The organism is Paenibacillus brasilensis (assembly GCF_009363115.1).
Taxonomy (GTDB): Bacteria; Bacillota; Bacilli; order Paenibacillales; family Paenibacillaceae; genus Paenibacillus; species Paenibacillus brasilensis.
In genome coordinates this window covers 4,445,325-4,465,549 of sequence record NZ_CP045298.1, presented here as the reverse complement: position 1 = coordinate 4,465,549, position 20,225 = coordinate 4,445,325, and the positions used below count along the sequence as shown (strand labels likewise).

17 protein-coding genes are annotated in these 20,225 nt (G+C 47.1%); all 17 read right to left on the bottom strand.

The window, feature by feature from the left end; translation table 11 throughout:
- Nucleotides 1-2: 2 nt before the first annotated feature.
- Nucleotides 3-1,283 (bottom strand): EF-P 5-aminopentanol modification-associated protein YfmF, encoded by a 1,281-nt coding sequence (yfmF, locus tag GCU48_RS21290; protein WP_152381368.1) that lies wholly within the window; start codon nt 1,281-1,283, stop codon nt 3-5.
- Between the two features lie 159 nt (nt 1,284-1,442).
- Nucleotides 1,443-2,270, bottom strand: coding sequence for a spore cortex-lytic enzyme (gene sleB / locus GCU48_RS21285; protein WP_152381367.1), 828 nt, complete (start codon nt 2,268-2,270; stop codon nt 1,443-1,445).
- A 227-nt stretch (nt 2,271-2,497) separates the two neighbouring features.
- On the bottom strand, nt 2,498-5,170 hold the full coding sequence (locus GCU48_RS21280) for an FtsK/SpoIIIE family DNA translocase (protein WP_152381366.1): 2,673 nt from the start codon (nt 5,168-5,170) through the stop codon (nt 2,498-2,500).
- A gap of 103 nt (nt 5,171-5,273) precedes the next feature.
- On the bottom strand, nt 5,274-5,486 hold the full coding sequence (locus tag GCU48_RS21275) for a YlzJ-like family protein (protein WP_025719882.1): 213 nt from the start codon (nt 5,484-5,486) through the stop codon (nt 5,274-5,276).
- Nucleotides 5,483-6,331, bottom strand: coding sequence for a ClpP family protease (locus GCU48_RS21270; RefSeq protein WP_025719880.1), 849 nt, complete (start codon nt 6,329-6,331; stop codon nt 5,483-5,485). Before GCU48_RS21270 ends, GCU48_RS21275 begins: the two co-directional genes overlap by 4 nt.
- 230 nt (nt 6,332-6,561) lie before the next feature.
- Nucleotides 6,562-8,241, bottom strand: a complete 1,680-nt coding sequence (locus GCU48_RS21265; RefSeq protein WP_025719878.1) for a ribonuclease J — start codon at nt 8,239-8,241, stop codon at nt 6,562-6,564.
- A gap of 343 nt (nt 8,242-8,584) precedes the next feature.
- Nucleotides 8,585-9,466, bottom strand: a complete 882-nt coding sequence (dapA, locus tag GCU48_RS21260; protein WP_152381365.1) for a 4-hydroxy-tetrahydrodipicolinate synthase — start codon at nt 9,464-9,466, stop codon at nt 8,585-8,587.
- A gap of 40 nt (nt 9,467-9,506) precedes the next feature.
- Nucleotides 9,507-10,724 carry an aspartate kinase gene (gene dapG / locus GCU48_RS21255; RefSeq protein ID WP_152382220.1) on the bottom strand — a complete coding sequence of 406 codons (1,218 nt, stop codon included), beginning with the start codon at nt 10,722-10,724 and terminating at the stop codon, nt 9,507-9,509.
- Nucleotides 10,725-10,760: 36 nt separating this feature from the next.
- Nucleotides 10,761-11,798, bottom strand: a complete 1,038-nt coding sequence (locus GCU48_RS21250; RefSeq protein ID WP_152381364.1) for an aspartate-semialdehyde dehydrogenase — start codon at nt 11,796-11,798, stop codon at nt 10,761-10,763.
- A gap of 135 nt (nt 11,799-11,933) precedes the next feature.
- The gene (locus GCU48_RS21245) at nt 11,934-12,527 is read right to left on the bottom strand and encodes a dipicolinate synthase subunit B (RefSeq protein ID WP_152381363.1); all 594 of its coding nucleotides are present in this window, start codon (nt 12,525-12,527) and stop codon (nt 11,934-11,936) included.
- A complete protein-coding gene (gene dpsA / locus GCU48_RS21240) occupies nt 12,524-13,423 on the bottom strand; it encodes a dipicolinate synthase subunit DpsA (protein ID WP_025719870.1) in 900 nt (299 codons plus the stop codon). The genes GCU48_RS21245 and dpsA overlap by 4 nt, the downstream gene beginning before the upstream one ends.
- A 137-nt stretch (nt 13,424-13,560) precedes the next feature.
- Nucleotides 13,561-14,007, bottom strand: a complete 447-nt coding sequence (gene dut / locus GCU48_RS21235) for a dUTP diphosphatase (protein ID WP_025719868.1) — start codon at nt 14,005-14,007, stop codon at nt 13,561-13,563.
- Entirely contained in the window at nt 13,985-15,250 is a 1,266-nt protein-coding gene (locus tag GCU48_RS21230) for a M16 family metallopeptidase (RefSeq protein WP_152381362.1), read from the bottom strand. The genes dut and GCU48_RS21230 overlap by 23 nt, the downstream gene beginning before the upstream one ends.
- Before the next feature lie 66 nt (nt 15,251-15,316).
- Nucleotides 15,317-16,321 carry a polysaccharide deacetylase family protein gene (locus tag GCU48_RS21225; protein ID WP_152381361.1) on the bottom strand — a complete coding sequence of 335 codons (1,005 nt, stop codon included), beginning with the start codon at nt 16,319-16,321 and terminating at the stop codon, nt 15,317-15,319.
- A gap of 227 nt (nt 16,322-16,548) precedes the next feature.
- Nucleotides 16,549-18,651, bottom strand: a complete 2,103-nt coding sequence (gene pnp / locus GCU48_RS21220) for a polyribonucleotide nucleotidyltransferase (protein WP_152381360.1) — start codon at nt 18,649-18,651, stop codon at nt 16,549-16,551.
- Between the two features lie 230 nt (nt 18,652-18,881).
- Nucleotides 18,882-19,151 carry a 30S ribosomal protein S15 gene (gene rpsO, locus GCU48_RS21215; RefSeq protein WP_007430074.1) on the bottom strand — a complete coding sequence of 90 codons (270 nt, stop codon included), beginning with the start codon at nt 19,149-19,151 and terminating at the stop codon, nt 18,882-18,884.
- 132 nt (nt 19,152-19,283) lie between these two features.
- Nucleotides 19,284-20,222, bottom strand: coding sequence for a bifunctional riboflavin kinase/FAD synthetase (locus tag GCU48_RS21210; RefSeq protein WP_152381359.1), 939 nt, complete (start codon nt 20,220-20,222; stop codon nt 19,284-19,286).
- Nucleotides 20,223-20,225: the final 3 nt, after the last annotated feature.

Sequence of the window (20,225 nt, the reverse complement as noted above, 5' to 3'; positions counted from 1 at the left end):
CGTTATTCCCCCTTCTGGTCTCTCAAAAAATAAATAGTGTCCAGTCGGAACGTCCGGGCGGCATCCTGAACATCCTGCACCTTGACAGCCTCCACCTGGCTCAGCAGCTCATCTACCGTCCGCTCTTTACCGGAAAGCTGTCTGTTAAAATCATAGGCAATCATTTCAAAAGCGGAGTCCTGCATTTCCTTGAGCAAGTTGCGAATCATCGCCTGCGTTTGAGTCATTTCCAGCTCGGTAATCGCTCCATTTTGCGTATCTTCCAATTGCTTGCGAATAATCGTAACCGCTTTTTCATAATTAGGAATTTCAATTCCGGACTGAATCGTGCCAATGCCTTTATGACCATCGTAACGCGAAGAGGCATAGTAGGCCAAGCTTTCCTTCTCCCGCACGTTGACGAACAGCTTTGAATGCGGATACCCGCCCAAAATTCCATTGTACATCAGAGCAGAAGCATAACGATCATCACCATACGTAATCGGGGTACGTAAACCCATGTTGAGCTTACCCTGATTCACATCAAGACGCTCTACCACTGTTTGAATATCGCGCTCCACCGACTTGGGCTGTTCGGGAGCATACCCTGTTTCCGCTGAACGGTTTAACTGAAAATACCGATCAACATACTTCTCAACTTCATCCAGCGTTGTATCTCCTACAACGTATAAATCCATGCTGGCATGATTTAGCCATTCTCCGTAAGCCTGATACAAGCCCTGTGCATCTATATGTTCGAGATCGGATCGCTGACCGAGAGGGTACAGACGATAAGGCTCATCTTTACACATTTCCTCCAAGCAGCGTTCTGCGGCATAACGCATTTTATCGTTAACTATAGATTCCAGCTTCTTCCGAACATTTTCTCGTTCCTGCTGAACATATCCACTTTGAAAAGCGCCATTTTCCAGGGCTGGCTTTGTTAATACTTCTCCGAGAAAAGCAAACGAACGATCCAGCAAGCTGTCCGAGCTGTTTACAAAGCTGTCATTAATCGTATCCATACGAAATTGTACGATCTGATAGTCACCGCGCTTATAAACATCAAATCCAAAGCCCGCGCCATACAATTGTTCTAATTGCTCTCTGAATTGTGTAGTCTGCGGATATGATTCTGTACCCCGGCGCAGTACGAATGGTGTCAGTCCCACTCGGGTTACAGTTTCCTCTCGGAGTGGAGTACCTACATACAACGATATGGCAAACGTCTTAAAGCGTTTGGTCGGCAGTACATGAATCCTTAATTGTCTGCGCGTGCCACGCTCGAAACCTGTTTTGTTCAAGTCCAAAACTCCTTTGTGGCGTCAATTTCGTCTAGCCTTTTATTAGCATGAGCCGCTATGAACCATTTTCCTGTAAAGAGGTAAAGTGTGCCAATCTTTATTCTAACCATGCAAAAGCCAAGAAGCAACCGGAGACAAGCTTCCGGCTGCTTCGGCGATTTACATGCAAAAAATATGCTCACCAATCGTCTTCACCTGCGGACGGCTCCAAATCCATTTGGAGGTGGCTGTTTTCGGATTAAAATAATAGAGGCAGCCTCCGCTTGGGTCCCAGCCGTTCAGTGCCTGGCGTACTGCCTTCTGCGCAGTTTCATTCGGCGTGAGCCAGATTTGGCCATCAGCTACAGCTGTAAAGGCTCCCGGTTGGAAAATCACCCCAGACGGTGTGTTTGGAAAACTAGGGGATTTGACCCGGTTCAAAATAACTGCCGCTACGGCCACTTGACCTTCAAACGGCTCGCCACGGGATTCACCATAGACCGCATTGGCCATGATTTTAAGATCATTTTCAGATAGTCCCATCGTGTTGGCCGAGCCCATCGTTTCATCATTTTGATCATTATTAGCCGTCGTCTGTCCCTTTGCAGAGCCTTGGTTGCTACGGTGCAAAGGAGTTTCTGTTGGCTTCCAATTCGGAGTTGCGTTCACCAGCCTCAATTTTGTTTTCGCTCCGACCACTCCGTCTGGAGTCATACCAAATTCCTTTTGGAAACCTTTGACAGCCTTTAATGTACTGCTACCGAAATGGCTGTCCACTTGAGCGCCGAAAAAGCCCAGGAACTTCAATCGTGATTGCAACTCATATACATCCTGACCGTAAGAACCAAAATTGATCGCTTCTGAGCTAAATGTCGGCTGAGAAGGCTGGGCCGCTTGTACTTTCTGTTGTGCGTGCTGCTGTACAGATTCATTTTTTAAAAGCCCTGTGTACGTAATAGCCGAGGCTACGAGAATACCCGTGCAAATCCAGACCATTGTCTTTTTCATATGCTGTGATCTACCTTTCTTTTGTGGGATTAACAGGATGGCTACGTTTATTATGACAAGCTCCGCTTGAAGCTATTCACCCTTTTAATCTTCTTTCAACAAGCAGCCGCAACACCTGAAAAAACAGCACAAAAAAACGCTGTCTGTACGGATGAAGTTGCCACATTGAAGCAACCACCCAAGCGTACAAACAGCGATTTAATGTTGTTCTGGATAAAAGCGAATAATCAGGAGCTAACTTTATTTTGCTGATATTGCTCTATTGAGATTAATACCTCCCGTGGCTTGCTGCCCTCGTAAGGGCCAATTACTCCGCGAGCCTCCATAGAGTCAATTAGTCGTGCAGCACGTGTATAACCGATTCTCATCCGGCGCTGAAGAAGAGATACAGAGGCCTGCTTAGCTTCCAAAATGATGTTGACGGCTTGATCATACAGCTCATCCAGCATTTCATCTGCATCAGCCGATACCTCCTCCACCTCCGGCACCAGCGTTTCATCATACTGCGCTTCACCCTGTTCACGCACGTAGTTAACGATGTTCTCCACTTCCTGATCACTCATGAACGCCCCCTGAACGCGAACCGGCTTGGAGGCTCCCATCGGCATGAACAGCATATCACCGCGTCCAAGCAGCTTCTCGGCTCCGCCCATGTCCAGTATGGTACGGGAATCCACCTGCGAAGAAACACCGAAGGCAATACGTGAGGGGATATTGGCTTTAATAACTCCAGTGATTACATCAACCGAAGGTCTCTGCGTTGCAATGATAAGATGAATGCCTGCGGCACGCGCCATTTGGGCAAGCCGGGCAATCGCATCCTCCACATCTCCGGCAGCTACCATCATCAGATCCGCCAGCTCGTCGACAATAACGACAATGTATGGCAGAAATGCAGCCGGATTATCTTTCATCAGATTGTTATAGCCTTCTATATTACGTGTTCCTGATTTGGAAAATAACTCGTAGCGTTTTTCCATTTCAACTACGATTTTTTTCAAAGCAAGTGAGGCACGCTTCGGATCAGTCACGACTGGAGCCAACAAATGCGGAATTCCGTTGTACACGTTCAACTCCACCATTTTAGGATCGACCATCAAGAATTTGACCTCATCTGGCTTTGCTTTGTACAAGATGCTTGTGATAATCCCATTAATACACACTGATTTACCCGAGCCTGTTGCTCCGGCTACAAGCAAATGGGGCATCTTGGCTAAATTACCGACAATCGTCTGACCTGCAATATCACGTCCGAATGCAATAGATAAATTGGAAGCTGATTCCTGGAAAACGGTCGTCTCCATTACCTCACGCATCGTTACGATGGAAACTTCATTATTCGGAACCTCAATTCCGATAGCAGATTTGCCAGGAATCGGAGCCTCCATACGGATATCTTTTGCAGCAAGCGCAAGCGCAATATCATCCGTCAGGCTCACAATCCGGCTGACCTTCACACCAATGTCCGGCTGAATTTCATAACGTGTTACGGCAGGTCCACGGACAACCTCCAGTACCTTCGCCCGCACACCGAAGCTTTCCAGCGTTGCCTCCAGCTTGCGTGCCGTCTGCATGTAATCCTTCTGCCCCATACCTTTGCCCGTATTTTGCGGTTTGGCCAGCAAACGAAACGATGGAAGCTTATACGGTTTAGGCGGCGGTGGAGCAGGCATAGCTGTATCGACATCTTCAGTCTCTACACCAGTTAGCCCGGTCGCAGTCGTCTGAGCTTGTCCTTCAATACCTCCCGTTGGACTCTGGGCCGCTGATGCATCATCCATATCTGTGTTCACAGCAGCATCCGTGAAGTTATCATCCAGCCGCTCATCATAGACAGAATCCGACTGCTCTGCCCCTGCCAAAGACTCCTCAGATTCAGCTGCTGATCTTCTTTCCTCATGCTTCACCTGTTCAAAGAAATCCCGAATAATCGGTGACCTTTTTACCGGATTTGAAGCTTCCTCCTCAGCATGCTCGACCATATCAGGCCGCTCTTCCCCATGACCTGCGTTTCTCCAATGGGATTGTGCAACCTCAGCTTCATATGGAGGCTCATGATCATCCTCATTCATGTGGACGGAATGCTCTTCCTTGTCAGCTTTATCTGATTTTTTAAGACCAAACAACTGAAAGAAAATCGGCTGCTTGCCTGCCGGAGGCTGCATTTCTTCAAAGTCATCATCCATATCCTCCTCATAAGGAGGAATGGGCTCGGACTTAACTTTTCTATTGCTTCTGCCAGATGCCGAAAGTGGAGTAGCTTTACCATTCCACTTTTTTCGTATGATCCCCCCTGCTGCCAGTAGCTTGGTTCGTACAATCCGTACCAAATCCACATAAGACAGCTGGGTCAAGAGCATGAAGCAAATAACAAACATTACAATCATAATCAGCTTGGCTCCTGTAAGTCCGAACAGCCACAACAGAACGGTAAGCTGCAATGCGCCGACATACCCGCCGCTAATATCCTTGTTCAGCATGGAGGTATGACCTTGCTTGTCAGGCGACAGCAACTGCTCACGCATATCTATATGTATTTGGCTCATCACTCCGCCCGGCTGAAGCGCGTTAATCGGCCCCAAACGCTGCTCCATGGATGATATAGAACTCATAAGTGTAAAGGCAAATACCAGTAACAGCAATCCCGTTTTACGGGAGTTCCACTGGTTCGGCCATTTACGGTGAATCATCACCATCAGACCGTAATAAATGCCAATCAGAGGGATAACAAAATAGAATTTTCCCAGTACAAGCCCGAACATCTTGGATAGCGACCGACCAACCGCCGCTTCACCCGATAGCGCAATGACCGCCAATGTAATCAGCACAATGCCGTAAATTTCAAATTTTAGTACTCCGCCAAACACTGCTTTCTTTTTCTTTTTTCTTCTTCTGGACATACAAGGTCACCCCCCAGAAGAATATTATACCACGTCACTCGGTATCCGCACATATGTTCTTTTTCAACAATACACGACCTATTTTTGTGTTATTCGACACCTTCTACGACCACTCGATGACTTTCCCTGGCTCATAACGCGGATTCAGGTAGGCTTCCAGTGGACAGTCCAACAATCGGACAATGACTCCTCGGCGACTTTCGAGAGGCTGCACCTGCATAAGCAAACCATCCACCCGAACCTCAGCAACCCCCTCTGGCTCCTTCCACATACCTTCCCACACCATTTCCATTGGCATCACAGTATATAAGGTCATTGGGGCATCCCCCCATTATGCTCACCTGAAAGTGTCCCTGTAGGGCTACCCGTAGCATTGGGTGAAAAAGAAGCAAATGGGGCCTGCTGCTGAGTCCCTGGCATCCCGTTTTGCTGGCGTCGTGTTTCAATGATGGTGTTCAACTGTTTCAGTGCCTCTCCGATGCCACCAACCGCATCCATCAATCCATATTTTACTGCATCAGCTCCACCAACTGCTGTACCAATATCGCGGTTTAATTCCCCGGTTTTGAACATCAGTTCCTTGAACTTCTCTTCCGTGATACGGGAATGGGAAACGACGAAACGCACGACACGCTCCTGCATTTTCTCCATATACTCAAACGTTTGCGGTACTCCGATGACCAGTCCGCTCATACGAATGGGGTGAATGGTCATTGTCGCACTCTCGGCAATATAGGAATAGGTAGATGATACGGCAATCGGCACACCGATACTATGTCCTCCGCCAATGACGATGGTCACCGTTGGTTTACTCATGGAAGCGATCATTTCAGCAATAGCCAGCCCTGCCTCTACATCACCACCAACTGTGTTGAGCAATATCATTAAGCCTTCGATCCGTTGATTTTGCTCTGCCGCGACCAGTTGAGGAATGATATGCTCATATTTTGTCGTTTTGTTTTGAGGTGGTAAAATGAGATGTCCTTCAATTTGGCCGATAATCGTCATGCAAAAAATATTGGATTCGCTTCCAGGCATGGAGGTTTGTCCCAACTGCTGTAAGGCCTCCATTGCAGGTAAAGCAGGTCTTTGCCCAACTTCCGGTTGATCCGGCGCTTCCGTTTCCTCGTTGCCAGATGATAAGTTGCTGTATTGTTCCATATTGGGTGATCTTCCTTTCGCTTTACGCATCTATGTGACCCGTATTCACCCTATAGTATGGGATGAAAATGGAATCTTTTATACCCACTCCCATGCGTTCGACTCAGCTAAAAAAGCCAAAAAAGCCTCTCAACCCGCGGAAACCGTCCAATATTTCCTGCGGGAGAGAGGCGACTGTGTGCCTGTGACTTAAGTTTTTAATTCAGGTTTTCCAACAAATTTCAATTGACTCACACTTCCATTATAATTGGCAGGATCATCGGTCTGCGACGAGTTTGCTCGTACAAGAAGCGACCCAGTGCATCCTTGACATTTGTCTTGAGGGAAGCCCATTCATTTACATTTTCACTCATGAGCTTATGCAATGTACTTGAGACAATACGATTGGCTTCATCCAACAAGCCTTCCGATTCACGAACATATACGAAACCACGGGAAATGATATCCGGGCCCGATTTAATCGTGCCATCTTGCTTGCTCAGCGTTACAACAACAACCAGAATACCGTCCTGTGAGAGCAATTTACGGTCACGCAATACGATATTTCCTACATCCCCTACACCCAGTCCGTCGATTAGGACGTTGCCTGCTGTAACTTTACCAGCTCTGCGTGCCCCGCCGTTCTGAATTTCAATGACTTCACCTATATCTGTGATGAAGATATTTTCAGGCTCTACACCTACTCCTTCAGCAAGAAGAGCATGACGGCGTTGCATCCTAAACTCACCGTGAATTGGCAGGAAGAATTTAGGTTTCATCAGGTTCAACATCAGCTTGAGTTCTTCCTGGCTTCCGTGCCCAGATACGTGGATCCCCGGATTAGCTGCGCTGTAATATACATTGGCACCTAAACGGAACAATTCATCAATCGTGCGACCCACATATTTTTCATTACCAGGTACCGGAGTAGCTGCAATAATAACCGAATCTCCCGGAAGAATATCTACTTTACGATGTGTAGAACGAGCCATTCTTGTCAAAGCGGACATTGGCTCGCCCTGACTGCCTGTGCAGAGAATAACTACGCGATCTGCCGACATTTTGCCAACTTCTTCAGGCTCGATCAGCATTCCATCTGGAATTTCCAAATAGCCCAGATCAGAAGCAATTCCTACGACATTAACCATGCTGCGACCGATAACCGTCACTTTGCGTCCTGTCGCTTCCGCAGCATTAATAACCTGCTGAATACGGTGTACGTTGGAAGCAAAAGTTGCTACAACCACACGCTGTCTCGACTTACGGAAAATATCTTCCAGCACGATGCCAACGCTCTTTTCCGAAGGTGTAAAGCCCGGTTTCTCAGCATTGGTACTATCTGACAAAAGAGCCAGTACGCCACGTGCACCGATTTCAGCCATACGCTGTAAATCTGCATATTGTCCGTTAACCGGAGTATGATCAAACTTGAAGTCGCCTGTATGAACAACAGCACCTTCAGGAGTATCAATGCATACACCTACAGAATCCGGAATACTATGGTTTGTTTTGAAGAATGTGGCCTTCAGCGTGGAACCCAGCTTGATTTCGGAATCAGCATTGATCAAAATACGTTTGGTTTCGCCAAGCAGATTCGCTTCCTTCAGCTTGTTCTCCACCAATCCCAGCGTCAATTTGGTACCGTATACCGGTACATTCAAATGTTTCAGCACGTAAGGCAAACCGCCGATATGGTCCTCGTGACCATGAGTCAGCACAATGCCTCTTACTTTGTCGCGGTTCTCTGTAAGGTAGGAAATATCAGGAATAACGATATCAATGCCAAGCATGTCCTCTTCCGGAAATTTCAGACCGGAATCCACCACGACAATGTCATTGCCGTATTGAACGACATACATATTTTTCCCGATTTCACCGACGCCGCCCAAAGCGAAAATCATCAATTTATCGTTGTTTGTTTTTTTAGACAAATGAATCTAAACCTCCTATGGTAGTTGGACGTCGTACCTTGATTTGTTTATTTAATTTTCAAAAAAATACCGCACCCAGTCACTTGACCCCATTATACATGATTAAAATACGAAAAAACAAGTCATCCTGTCTGTTACGTTAGGTTTCCCATCGCTGTTTAAAAGCATTAGTCCAGTCCATTTATCTAGACAGATGGTTAAAAGCACGACAAAAAGGGCGCTCCATAAGAACGCCCTTCATGCCGAAGGATCTTCAGGCTATAAATTCTCTCGGTTTTGCTGATAGGATTACCTCTGACAATATACTCCTACTATGAGTCAACTCTCACTGCGGGATTTTTAATTATCGAGTAAATAACTTCTTAATAAACTCCGCTTCCTCCTCGGTAGGAGGAATAAGCGGCAGCCGAACCGAACCTACCTTAACATCCCGCAATTCCAATGCGTATTTTACAGCGACTGGATTAGGCAGAGGATGAGGACAGCCAAACAAGCCTTTGAAAACCGGAAACAACTGCTGATGCAACTTTGTTGCCTCCTGCGCACGCCCTTCAACAAGTGCTTCGATCATCTGCTTCATTTCTGCGCCTACCACGTGGCTGGCTACGCTGATAATACCGTATGCGCCTACAGCCATAGCGGGTAGTCCAGACGCATCATCACCTGAATAAACTACAAAGCCTTCTGGGGCTGCCGCTGCAATCTGTGTAACCTGCGCGAGTGATGCGCATTCTTTGGTGCCCACAATGTTCGGGATTTGTGCAAGACGCAGCGTCGTTTCAGTTGTCAGACTCGCTGCGGTACGACTTGGAACATTATACAATAAAGCTGGAAGGGAAGTAGAGTTCGCTATGCTTTCAAAATGCCGGAACATCCCTTCCTGATTCGGTTTGTTATAATAAGGCACTACCAGAAGCACACCGTCTGCTCCTGCCTGCTCCGCGGCACGGGTCAGGTGTATGGAATGACGTGTATTATTACTTCCAGTTCCGGCAATGATTTTACATCGTCCGGCTGCCTTTTCTACAACAAATGCAAATAGCTTGATTTTTTCATCATCACTCAGAGTAGGGGACTCCCCTGTTGTCCCTGATACGACCAGTGACTCTGAATGTTGTTCTTCTATTAAATAATCAATTAACGAGGACAATGCAGCCCAGTCAATCTCTCCTTGCTGATCAAAAGGTGTCACCATCGCGGTAATCAGTCTGCCGAAGTTCACCATGCTGCCTCCTTTTTTTGCAAGTCCGAGCACGGACATGCACCTACTGATGGAGTTCAAATTTATTATGCAATGCGCGTACAGCCTGCACCATATCATCTTTTTTTACAAGTACCCAGATGGTCGTATTGGAATCTGCCGATTGAAGAATCTGTACATCTGAATCTGCTAATGCCTCTACAATCGTCGCCATAATGCCCGGTACCCCGTTGATACCTCCACCTATGACTGAAACTTTAGCACATCCGGCCAGAATCTTAGGCTCTAGACCCAAATTGTTCAATACTTCAACTGCTTTGCTTCCATCCTGATCCGACACAGTATAAACCGCTCCGGATGGAGTGACATTAATAAAATCAACGCTGATTCCGTGCTCAGCCATAGCTTTGAATACCTTCAGCTGCAAATGTTCCAAACCTGGCTTTAATACTACGGTAATTTGAGTGACGTTGCCGACATACGCAATACCGGTCACGAAACGGTCTACGATGTCTGCCTCCACATCCTTGAAGCCTTCAGGGTGTGTAACCAGCGTACCCTCTCCTTCAGAGAAAGTGGACCGAACACGAACCGGAATATTCGCCTGCATAGCGATTTCAACAGCACGTGGATGGATAACCTTTGCTCCCTGATGAGCCATATTACAAATTTCCGTATAGCTAACATGCGAAAGCGGCTTGGCATTTTCTACAATACGCGGATCTGCGGTCAATATGCCGTTTACATCCGTATAAATGTCAACCATATCCGCATGAAGAGCAGCACCTAGCGCAGTGGCTGATGTATCACTGCCACCCCGGCCCAGTGTAGTCATATCACCGTTTGCCGTCTGTCCCTGAAAACCTGTCACAATAACGACCCGGCCCTGATTCAGCTCTTCCACAATTCGATCCGGCTTTATATCCAAAATACGGGCATTGCCGTATTGATCATCCGTAACAAAACCTGCCTGTGCACCAGTCAGCACCGTAGCAGGAATACCTTCCTTCTCCATCAGGCTGCATAATGTAGCAGCAGAAATGATTTCACCACAGCACAGCAGTAAATCCCGTTCGCGCTTCGGAAGACTATCGCCGTTAGACGCCGCCCAATCGAGCAGCGTGTCCGTCGCATAAGGCTCTCCTTTCCTCCCCATGGCCGATACAACAACAACCAGTTGAACATTTTGTTCCAGTTCTCTCTTCACATGTCCCAGCACAAGTTGGCGTGCTTCGGGTGTGGACAGCGAGGTCCCCCCAAATTTTTGAACTAAAATACCCATCATTCTTCCCCCATCTTACTCCCTGCCTTGGGAACGTTACTCCGCATTTGCAGCAATAATTTCCGCGATTTGCACCGCGTTCCATGCCGCTCCCTTGAGCAGATTGTCGGATACAACCCACAAATTTAATCCACGGCTATTGCCCAAATCACGGCGTACACGTCCCACAAATACATCCGGCTTTCCTGCAGCTTCGGATGCCAGCGGATAAAGCTGCGCAGCAGGATCGTCCACCAGCGTTACTCCAGGAGCTGAAGCAAGCAGATTGCGGATTTCTTCTAAATCATAATCTTTTTTAAGCTCTACATAGACAGATTCCGAGTGACCGTATACGACAGGAATACGTACACATGTTGCCGTTACGTCTACGGATTCGTCACCCAGTATTTTTTTCGTTTCACGCACCATTTTCATTTCTTCCAGTGTATAACCGTTGTCCTGGAATTTATCGATTTGCGGGATAGCATTGAAAGCAATTTGATGCTTCACTGGCAATGAACCCACCGGCAACAGATCTGGCTGAACTTCCTCACCATGAAGGATCGCTGCACTTTGACGATTCAATTCATCAATGGCACGACTTCCAGCGCCGGAAACTGCCTGATATGTGGATACAATTATACGAGAAATGCCATACTTATCATATAATGGTTTCAAAGCAGCTACCATCTGAATGGTGGAGCAATTGGGGTTGGCAATGATACCCTGATGCTCGGCAATTTTGTCGCTGTTCACCTCAGGTACTACAAGAGGAGCTGTCGGTTCCATTCGGTATGCATTCGTATTGTCAATGCAAACTGCCCCGTGACGAACTGCATGTGGTGCCAGTTCCTTACTTACGTCTCCACCTGCACTAAACAAGGCAATGTCGATTCCTTCAAAGCTGTCGGGGGTAGCAATCTCTACTGGAATCTGCTGACCTTTAAAGTTAATTAACGTGCCGGCAGAACGAGGCGAAGAAAGAAATTTGACTTTGTCCACAGGAAAATCTCTTTTTTCCAGCAGATTTACGATTTGTTCTCCTACAGCGCCTGTCGCTCCAACGACAGCTACATTAAACTTTCTATTGCTCATCTGGTGTATCTCCCCTTCTCGACTAAAAAACCATTTTTTTATTCTGAAAGCATCCACCGCCAACAAGAAATTAGATCCGATACATAATCGAATCATCTTCTGGGCGAGGGATGCTCAGCAGTTAACTATAGTACTTCATAGGGTCTTGCGTTCCACAATCATCGGCTGAAGCTGTTTGCCCTGCATTGCTTCGTAAGCAGCCTCCGGAATCAGCTCCATATTAGCCACAAGCGAGTTTGGCTTTTTAAATGGATTGTCCTGTCCGAACGGCACAAAAAAGATGTTTTTAGCTACAAGTAACTTGGCGATATTGGCAGCATTCAAGCCTAATCCATCATTAGTAGATATGGCCAAAAGAAGTGGACGACCGTTGCGTAATTGCGCCTTGGCAGCCATTAACACCGGACTGTCTGTCATTGCATTCGCCAACTTGCTCATCGAATTCCCCGTCAAAGGTGCAATCACCAGCACATCGAGCATTTGGGAGGGTCCCAGTGGTTCAGCCTCCACAATTGTAGAAATGATATCATTCCCTGTTATATCTTTCAACTGTTTTTGCCAACTTTGCGAACTACCAAAGCGAGTATCCGTTGTTAGTACCGTATTGGATATAATGGGAATGACCTTAGCACCCTCATCAACAAAGCGCTGTATAACAGGCATTACCTCTTCAAATGTGCAATGTGAGCCTGTAATGGCATAACCTACTGTTTTCCCTTGCCAACTCATTGTGCATCCCCCCGCTCAGGATTATCTTCCATTAACAACTGCACCAGTGTATTCGCTATAATGGTACCAGCAGTTTTGGGAGCAACAATACCGGGAAGGCCGGGGGCAAGCACAGCCGTAATGCCACGTTTTTCCGCATAACGGAAGTCACATCCGCCCGGGGCGGAGGCAAGATCAATAATCACGGTGCTCAGTGGCAATTTAGACAGGATTTGCGCTGTGATTATCATAGAGGGTATCGTATTAAAAATCAAGTCAACTCCCTGTGTCTCACACGCTAGATCCCTTGTCATAAAAGGGCTCCATCCCATTCCCACCGCTCTCGCCGCTTCCTCTGCCCGCCGTACTCCAACCTTCACCTTGGCTCCCAAGCCCTGCAGTACCCTTGCCATGGTAAATCCAGTCCGTCCCATGCCCAGAACCATGCAATCGGCACCATGAATCGTAAAATCTGTATGCTGAATGGCCATCATCAATGCGCCTTCGGCCGTAGGTATGGAATTGTATATGGCTACATCATCTCTATCCAGCAGCTCCACTAGCTTCAAATCGTGCCTGTTACAAATATCTTTTAAGTATGTCCTCGCCATCCCTGTGTACACAACGCAATGCGGTGGAAGAGCAGCAGCATGCTCATTCAAAAATTGGAGCTTTTGCGCTCCAAAAAGTGCAGTCACATTCCCTTCCTCATCGCATCCCACAACCGGCAGAATCAGCGCGTCTGACGATTCCAGCAGCTTGACTGACAATGGCTCTAGTGATACTCCTTTAAGTGGCGCTTCAAGCTTATCAAAACCAACCACGCTGACAGTAGCATCCATGTCCACACATTTGCGGATGACTTCAAGCTGCCTTGCATCGCCACCCAAAACAAGGATGCGTATTCCTGTTAGCATCCAGATCACTCCTTTCCGAGACACGATATGCTTTTATTCTATGCAAGCGCCCGGAAAGGGGTGAAAAGCAAAAAAAGCCGCCCATGATGATGGGACAGCTTTTTTTGTGTATTTATATGCATAAAATGATCATAGACTCAGCGTCCTGTATGGCCAAAGCCCCCAGCACCACGCACTGTCTCAGACAACTGGTCTACTTGTTTCAATTCCACCTCAGGTACAGCCTGAAATACCATTTGCGCAATTCGCTCATTACGTGTAATCGTGAACGATTCCTCGCCCAAATTAATAAGCAGTACCTTTATTTCCCCACGATAATCCGCATCTATCGTCCCCGGTGTGTTGAGACAGGTAATACCATGCTTGAGAGCTAGTCCACTACGCGGACGGATCTGTGCTTCCAGTCCCGCTGGCATCGCTATTGCAAATCCGGTTGGCACGAGGCAACGTTTGCCCGGCTCCAGCACCAGCTCCTCCTGTACCGCTGCATACAGGTCAAACCCGGATGCAAGCTCTGACATTTTACGAGGCAACTCAATATCTTCATTGCCCTCAAGTCTGTTAATTTCCACGTAAGTTAACAAAATAGTCCCTCCTCATATCCTTAACCGCTGAATCATTCGCTCCGACCATCGACAGAGCAAACGGCTCCGAGAACATCCGGTCCAGCACTTTGTTCACATCATCAGCCGTCACTTGCTCGATATGTTCGATCATTTGATCCAGCGTATAATGCCGGCCCAGCATCAACTCATTTTTTCCAAGGCGGTTCATTCGGCTACCGGTACCTTCAAGGCTTAAAATCAAGCTTCCTTTTAGCTGTTCCTTACCTTTATGAAGCTCATTCTCGTCCAATCCGTGGATAGCCACATCCCGCAGCAGCTCCAGCGTTAAGTCCAGTACGTCCTTGGTCTGCTTAGGAGCGGTTCCAGCATAGATCGTGAACAAACCGCTATCCGCATGAGAGCTATGATAGGAATAAACCGAATAAGCCAGCCCGCGCTTTTCCCGAATTTCTTGAAACAAACGTGAGCTCATGCCGCCACCGATCGCGTTATTCAGCAATACCATAGCATACTGGAGTTCGTCGCCAGTTGCAAATCCGGGTAGCGATAAGCAAATGTGATTTTGCTCCGTCGCTTTCTCATGATACAACAGTTCACCGTTAAACGCAGGTACTGTTAGCGGCGAAGCGGTTCCATAATTATCAAAATGTCCAAAATGTTGTTCCAGCAATTCGATAAGTCGATCATCAACATTGCCAGCCACACTGATAACTGTATTATCAATTGTATAATGCTCCTTCATATAGTGGCTGAGATGTGAGCTATCCATAGCAAGCAGATGCCCTTCGGTTCCGAGTATCGGATAAGCCAGCGGATGTTCACCATAAGCTGCCCGAGATACAAGATCATGCACCATATCATCTGGTGTGTCCTCGTACATGGAGATTTCCTCAAGAATCACATTTTTCTCTCTTGCTAGTTCATCACGATCCAATTTGGAATGAAAGAACATATCAGACAACACATCAACCGCAATCGGCAGATGCTCATCCAGCACTTTTGCATAATAGCAGGTATATTCCTTCGAAGTGAACGCATTAACATTTCCTCCGATGGCGTCGAATTGCTCAGCAATTTCCTTTGCGCTGAAGCGCTCTGTTCCTTTGAAAAGCATGTGTTCAATAAAATGAGAAATACCGCTATTGTTCGGTGTTTCATTCCGGGAGCCGGTTTTAACCCAGATACCAAAAGAAATTGAACGCACGGTTGGAATTTTTTCAATGACCACTCTTAGGCCGTTTTTGAGTTGAATTCTTTCCACGATTGGCCCTCCTAAACTGAATTGCATACTTTGCCATAATGTTCAATCCTAACAGAAAAAAGACGTTCACTCAACCGGAGCAGGCAGCTGCCGATCAGGGGAAAGCGTCTGACTGACAGTTCCGAGCACGAGTCCCTTACTCCGAATGGCATGAATCATGCCCTTGAGAGCCGCCGCTGAGGAATCCGTAGGGTGCATTAATATCAGGGAGCCTGATTCAACCTGACTGCTGATTTTGTTAACCACCGATTCTGGCGACGGATGCCTCCAGTCTACGGTGTCCAATGTCCACAGCACGGTTTTGAGTCCGAGTTCTGCGGCCAGATCAACGGTTTGCTGATTAAAATCACCTGACGGCGGGGCAAACCAGCTGTTTTTCACACCCAAGATTTCTTGAAGAAGCACTTCCGTCTTCTGTATTTCTTGTGTGGCCCTTTCCCGACTCAGACGACTCATATCGGGGTGAGAGTAGGCATGATTCGAAAGCTCATGTCCTCTTTTTTGAATCTCCTTGGCGAGTTCGGTATTTTTTTTCAACCAGCTTCCATCCAGAAAAAACGTAGCCTTGACCTTTTCCTGATCCAGCGTATTCAGTATCGGTACGATATACTCGTTTCCCCAAGCCACATTGATCATGAAGGAGACCATCGGCTTCTCGGGATTTCCCCTGTAAATTGGCACATTACCCAGCTGGTTCAAATGTACTTTGGGCGCCAATTGCCGATACACATACTGGATTGGGCGGTCTGGGGCCTTTATCGCTTTACGATAGGTCGCCTCCAGATCGACCTCCAGTCCGTTATAACCCGGAATAGCCTTCCATACTCTGTCGATCTTGGCATCAACCGGTTCCCGCCGCTGACGGGCTGCTTCAGTACGTAGTCGCTGCATAAGCGCATTATCAGGTAAAGCCGCAACCACCATCGTTGTTACAGCCTCAGGCTCGTTAACTTCTGTACCTTGTCCGTCACGTAATTGACCAATGTAATCACGAACCCCGCTAAACTGCCCGATGATCAGCGTGATGGCCAAACTGGCTACAACCCACGCCGCTGTCTTTGCCCTTCTCATGGTCCCTTCATCCTCCCGCCCGTTTGTCCACATTGTATGCGGAGAGGACAAGAACTATGACGCAGTAAGCTTCTAGCAGCCCACTTCGGCACACTTGTGCATATGTATGAAAAAAGAGCCAGAAACGTAGCTCTGCCTCTTTCCAAAAGCTTAAATAATACTATCAAATCCCGTGTTCTGTAAAAAACGGATAGACTTTCTGTTACTGTGGTCCGCGGTATCAGAACCTAGGACTTTGCAGGAGCTTCAGCTGTCAGAACCGCCTTACGGGACAAATTGACACGGCCTTGCTGATCGATTTCAGTTACTTTCACCGTAATCGTATCTCCAATAGCAATTACATCCTCAACTTTGGCTACACGCTCAGTAGACAGTTGAGAAATATGCACCAGACCGTCCTTACCCGGTAAAATCTCGACGAATGCACCGAATTTTTCAATCCGTTTCACTGTACCGATGTAAATCTCTCCGACTACAACTTCCTTAACGATACCTTCAATAATGGAGCGCGCCTTTTCATTCATCTCTTGGTTTGTGGAAGCGATGAACACACGGCCATCTTGCTCGATATCAATTTTCACGCCGGTTTCTTCGATGATTTTGTTAATGATTTTACCACCCGCGCCAATAACATCACGGATTTTGTCTGGATTAATATGCATCGTCATAATTTTTGGAGCATACGGAGACAACTGCTCGCGTGGCTTTTGGATGGCTTCCATCATCTTGCTAAGAATGAACAAACGTCCTTCTCTAGCTTGCTTGAGCGCATCCTGCAAAATTTCACGGTCAATACCGTCAATTTTAATATCCATTTGAATAGCAGTTACACCTTCTGCTGTACCAGCCACTTTAAAGTCCATATCACCCAGATGATCTTCCATGCCTTGGATATCCGTAAGCACGGAAACATGATCTCCGTCCTTGATCAATCCCATAGCTACACCTGCAACCGGAGCCTTGATCGGTACACCTGCATCCATCATAGCCAGTGTGCTTGCGCAAATACTAGCTTGGGAGGTTGAACCGTTCGATTCCAGCACCTCGGAAACCAGACGGATGGTGTATGGAAACTCAGTTTCGGAAGGGATTACTTTGGAAAGCGCACGCTCCCCAAGAGCACCATGTCCAATTTCACGTCGACCCGGCGCACGCAAAGGACGAGCCTCACCTACGCTGAATGGAGGGAAATTGTAATGGTGCATGAAACGTTTCGTTTCTTCCAGATCAATACCGTCCAGAATTTGTACGTCACCCAATGCGCCAAGTGTACAAACGCTAAGCGCTTGCGTTTGACCACGTGTGAACAAGCCCGAGCCATGCGTACGTGGCAAAATGCTCGTGTCGCTTTCGATCGGACGAATTTCATCAAGCTTACGACCGTCAGGACGCACTTTATCATGCGTAATCAGACGACGAACTTCTTCTTTAACGATATCATAGAGAACTTCGCTCACGTCTTTCAGAAGCTCAGGCGTCTCTATGTATTGTGCTTCAAAGTGGGCAATTGTCTCTTCGTTAACTGCATCAATCGCCTCTTGACGGGCATGTTTTTCTGCAATTTTAACAGCTTCCACCAAACGTCCAGCTGCATAAGCACGTACTTCACTGTTCACTTTTTCATCAACAGTATGCAGCTTAACCTGCATTTTCTCTTTACCTGCCACTTGAACCAATTGTTCAATGACTGCGACAATGTTCTTAATCTCGTCATGGCCGAACATAATGGCTTCCAGCATGACTTCCTCTGGAATTTCGTCACCTTCAGCTTCTACCATCATGATGGCATCTTTCGTTCCGGCTACAACCAGGTACATATCGCTGGTATTCTGTTGGGCAATGTCCGGGTTAATCACGAATTGTCCGTTTACACGGCCTACAGCAACTCCACCAATCGGCCCGTTAAAAGGCACGTCCGAAATGCTAAGTGCCGCCGAGGTTCCGATCATTGCTGCAATTTCCGGCTCACAATCCTGATCAACACTCATCACCAGATTCAATACCTGTACGTCATTCCGGAAGCCTTCTGGAAACAATGGACGAATCGGACGGTCTGTCAAACGGCTGGATAAAATCGCTTTTTGACTTGGGCGTCCTTCACGTTTAATAAATCCACCTGGAATTTTCCCAACAGCATATAATCTTTCCTCATAGTTTACTGTCAGCGGAAAAAAGTCCAGATCTTTCGGTTCACGGGAAGCAGTCACGGTACAAAGCACAACTGTTTCTCCGTAGCTTACTTTAACTGCCGCATTGGCTTGTTTCGCAAGACGTCCTGTTTCCAGCACCAGCTTTCTTCCGCCGAGCTGCATTTCTACACGTTGCTCCATGGTATCCCTCCATTTCATTCCATTGTAAAAGTTCTATACATATCCAGTATTTCCTGCGCAAGTCTTATTCATAAGAAATTCACATTCAAATAAGATATGTAATTTTAAAAAAGTTTCTCATTTCAAAAAAGACTCCCATTTCAAAAAAGAACCCGGCTGCTGTCCGCCGTCGCCTTAGCAGGGACAAGCGGTGAACAACCAGGCTTCTTTTCACATTACATGTCTGAAAATTAACGACGCAGTCCGAGACGTTCGATCAACGCACTGTAACGTTTAACATCAGTCTTCTTCAGGTAAGCCAAAAGCTTACGACGCTGACCGACCATTTTCAACAACCCGCGGCGGGAGTGATGGTCTTTCTTGTGCGAACGAAAGTGACTTTGCAAGTTGACGATGTTTTCAGTAAGGATAGCGATTTGTACCTCAGGTGATCCTGTATCGGATTCATGAGTTTTGTACTCCTCGATCAATTGCTGTTTACGCTCTTGAGTCAATGCCATCCTGTTCACCTCCTTCATTATAATCGCCACTAGCCTCGTAGCCGCCGGTGAAAGCGGACAACCAAGCTAAGGTTCATCGTTGTTTACACAACATAAGTCAGTATAACACAGCGCCTGTCTTATGTAAATAATTTAGCCCAACAGCTTTTTAGCTGTCTGTGCGTCATTGCCAATTTGACTGATCAGCTCATCCACTGAAGAGAATTTACGTTCAGGACGGATGTAATGATGAAGCTCAACCAGCACAGACTCCCCATAAATCTGCTGATTAAAATCAAATAAATGCACCTCAAACGACGGATTCAGCACGCCTTCATGAAAGGTAGGCTTGACTCCTACATTCATGACACCGCTTATCCAACGGTTGCCTACGAGTGCCCGTACAGCGTATACACCCTTGACCGGAATTACGTAAGTATCATCTAATTTGAGATTGGCGGTCGGAAATCCGATGGTACGCCCCCGCTTCTCTCCATCCATAACAGTCCCCCGTATACGGTAAGGACGTCCCAACCAGCGAGACGCTTGTGTTAGATCCCCGGTCTGCAAAGCACGGCGAATGCCAGAGCTGCTCACCTTTTCCCCATCCAGTTCAAACGGGGGTACAGTGTGCACAGTCATCAGCTCCCCACCAAGCTTGCGAAGCGTATCCTCATGCCCTGCCCCTCGGTAGCCAAACCGAAAGTCAAAGCCCACTACTGCCGTTTGAATTTGCAAAGGAAGCAGTACATCTGTCATAAACGCCTCAGGACTGACCTTGGAAAAATCCTCGTTAAAGCTCATAATATAAAGAACATCCACACCCATTTCGGCCAAAATAGTCTGCTTGTCCGCAAGCGGTGTTAAATAACCTTCATAGTCACCTTTCTTCATGACTTCCTTTGGGTGAGGATGAAATGTCATGACAGAACCCGGCACTTTCTGTTCCCGAGCCAGCGAAACGGCTTGGTGTATGACGCTTGCGTGCCCCAGATGAAGACCGTCGAACTGACCAATCGCCGTGACCTGTGGACGCCCCCATTGCTGTAAAAGCTCATCGCTCAATGGATAAGACAACGAAACGGTAATCATATT

Excerpts from the sequence above, each read along its gene's own strand:
- sleB (WP_152381367.1), bottom strand. The coding sequence starts at position 2,270 with ATGAAAAAGACAATGGTCTGGATTTGCACGGGTATTCTCGTAGCCTCG.
- GCU48_RS21280 (WP_152381366.1), bottom strand. The coding sequence starts at position 5,170 with ATGTCCAGAAGAAGAAAAAAGAAAAAGAAAGCAGTGTTTGGCGGAGTA.
- GCU48_RS21275 (WP_025719882.1), bottom strand. The coding sequence starts at position 5,486 with ATGACCTTATATACTGTGATGCCAATGGAAATGGTGTGGGAAGGTATG.
- GCU48_RS21270 (WP_025719880.1), bottom strand. The coding sequence starts at position 6,331 with ATGGAACAATACAGCAACTTATCATCTGGCAACGAGGAAACGGAAGCG.
- dapA (WP_152381365.1), bottom strand. The coding sequence starts at position 9,466 with ATGGTGAACTTCGGCAGACTGATTACCGCGATGGTGACACCTTTTGAT.
- dapG (WP_152382220.1), bottom strand. The coding sequence starts at position 10,724 with ATGGGTATTTTAGTTCAAAAATTTGGGGGGACCTCGCTGTCCACACCC.
- GCU48_RS21250 (WP_152381364.1), bottom strand. The coding sequence starts at position 11,798 with ATGAGCAATAGAAAGTTTAATGTAGCTGTCGTTGGAGCGACAGGCGCT.
- GCU48_RS21245 (WP_152381363.1), bottom strand. The coding sequence starts at position 12,527 with ATGAGTTGGCAAGGGAAAACAGTAGGTTATGCCATTACAGGCTCACAT.
- dpsA (WP_025719870.1), bottom strand. The coding sequence starts at position 13,423 with ATGCTAACAGGAATACGCATCCTTGTTTTGGGTGGCGATGCAAGGCAG.
- GCU48_RS21225 (WP_152381361.1), bottom strand. The coding sequence starts at position 16,321 with ATGAGAAGGGCAAAGACAGCGGCGTGGGTTGTAGCCAGTTTGGCCATC.
- pnp (WP_152381360.1), bottom strand. The coding sequence starts at position 18,651 with ATGGAGCAACGTGTAGAAATGCAGCTCGGCGGAAGAAAGCTGGTGCTG.
- rpsO (WP_007430074.1), bottom strand. The coding sequence starts at position 19,151 with ATGGCATTGACTCAAGAGCGTAAACAGCAATTGATCGAGGAGTACAAA.
- GCU48_RS21210 (WP_152381359.1), bottom strand. The coding sequence starts at position 20,222 with ATGATTACCGTTTCGTTGTCTTATCCATTGAGCGATGAGCTTTTACAG.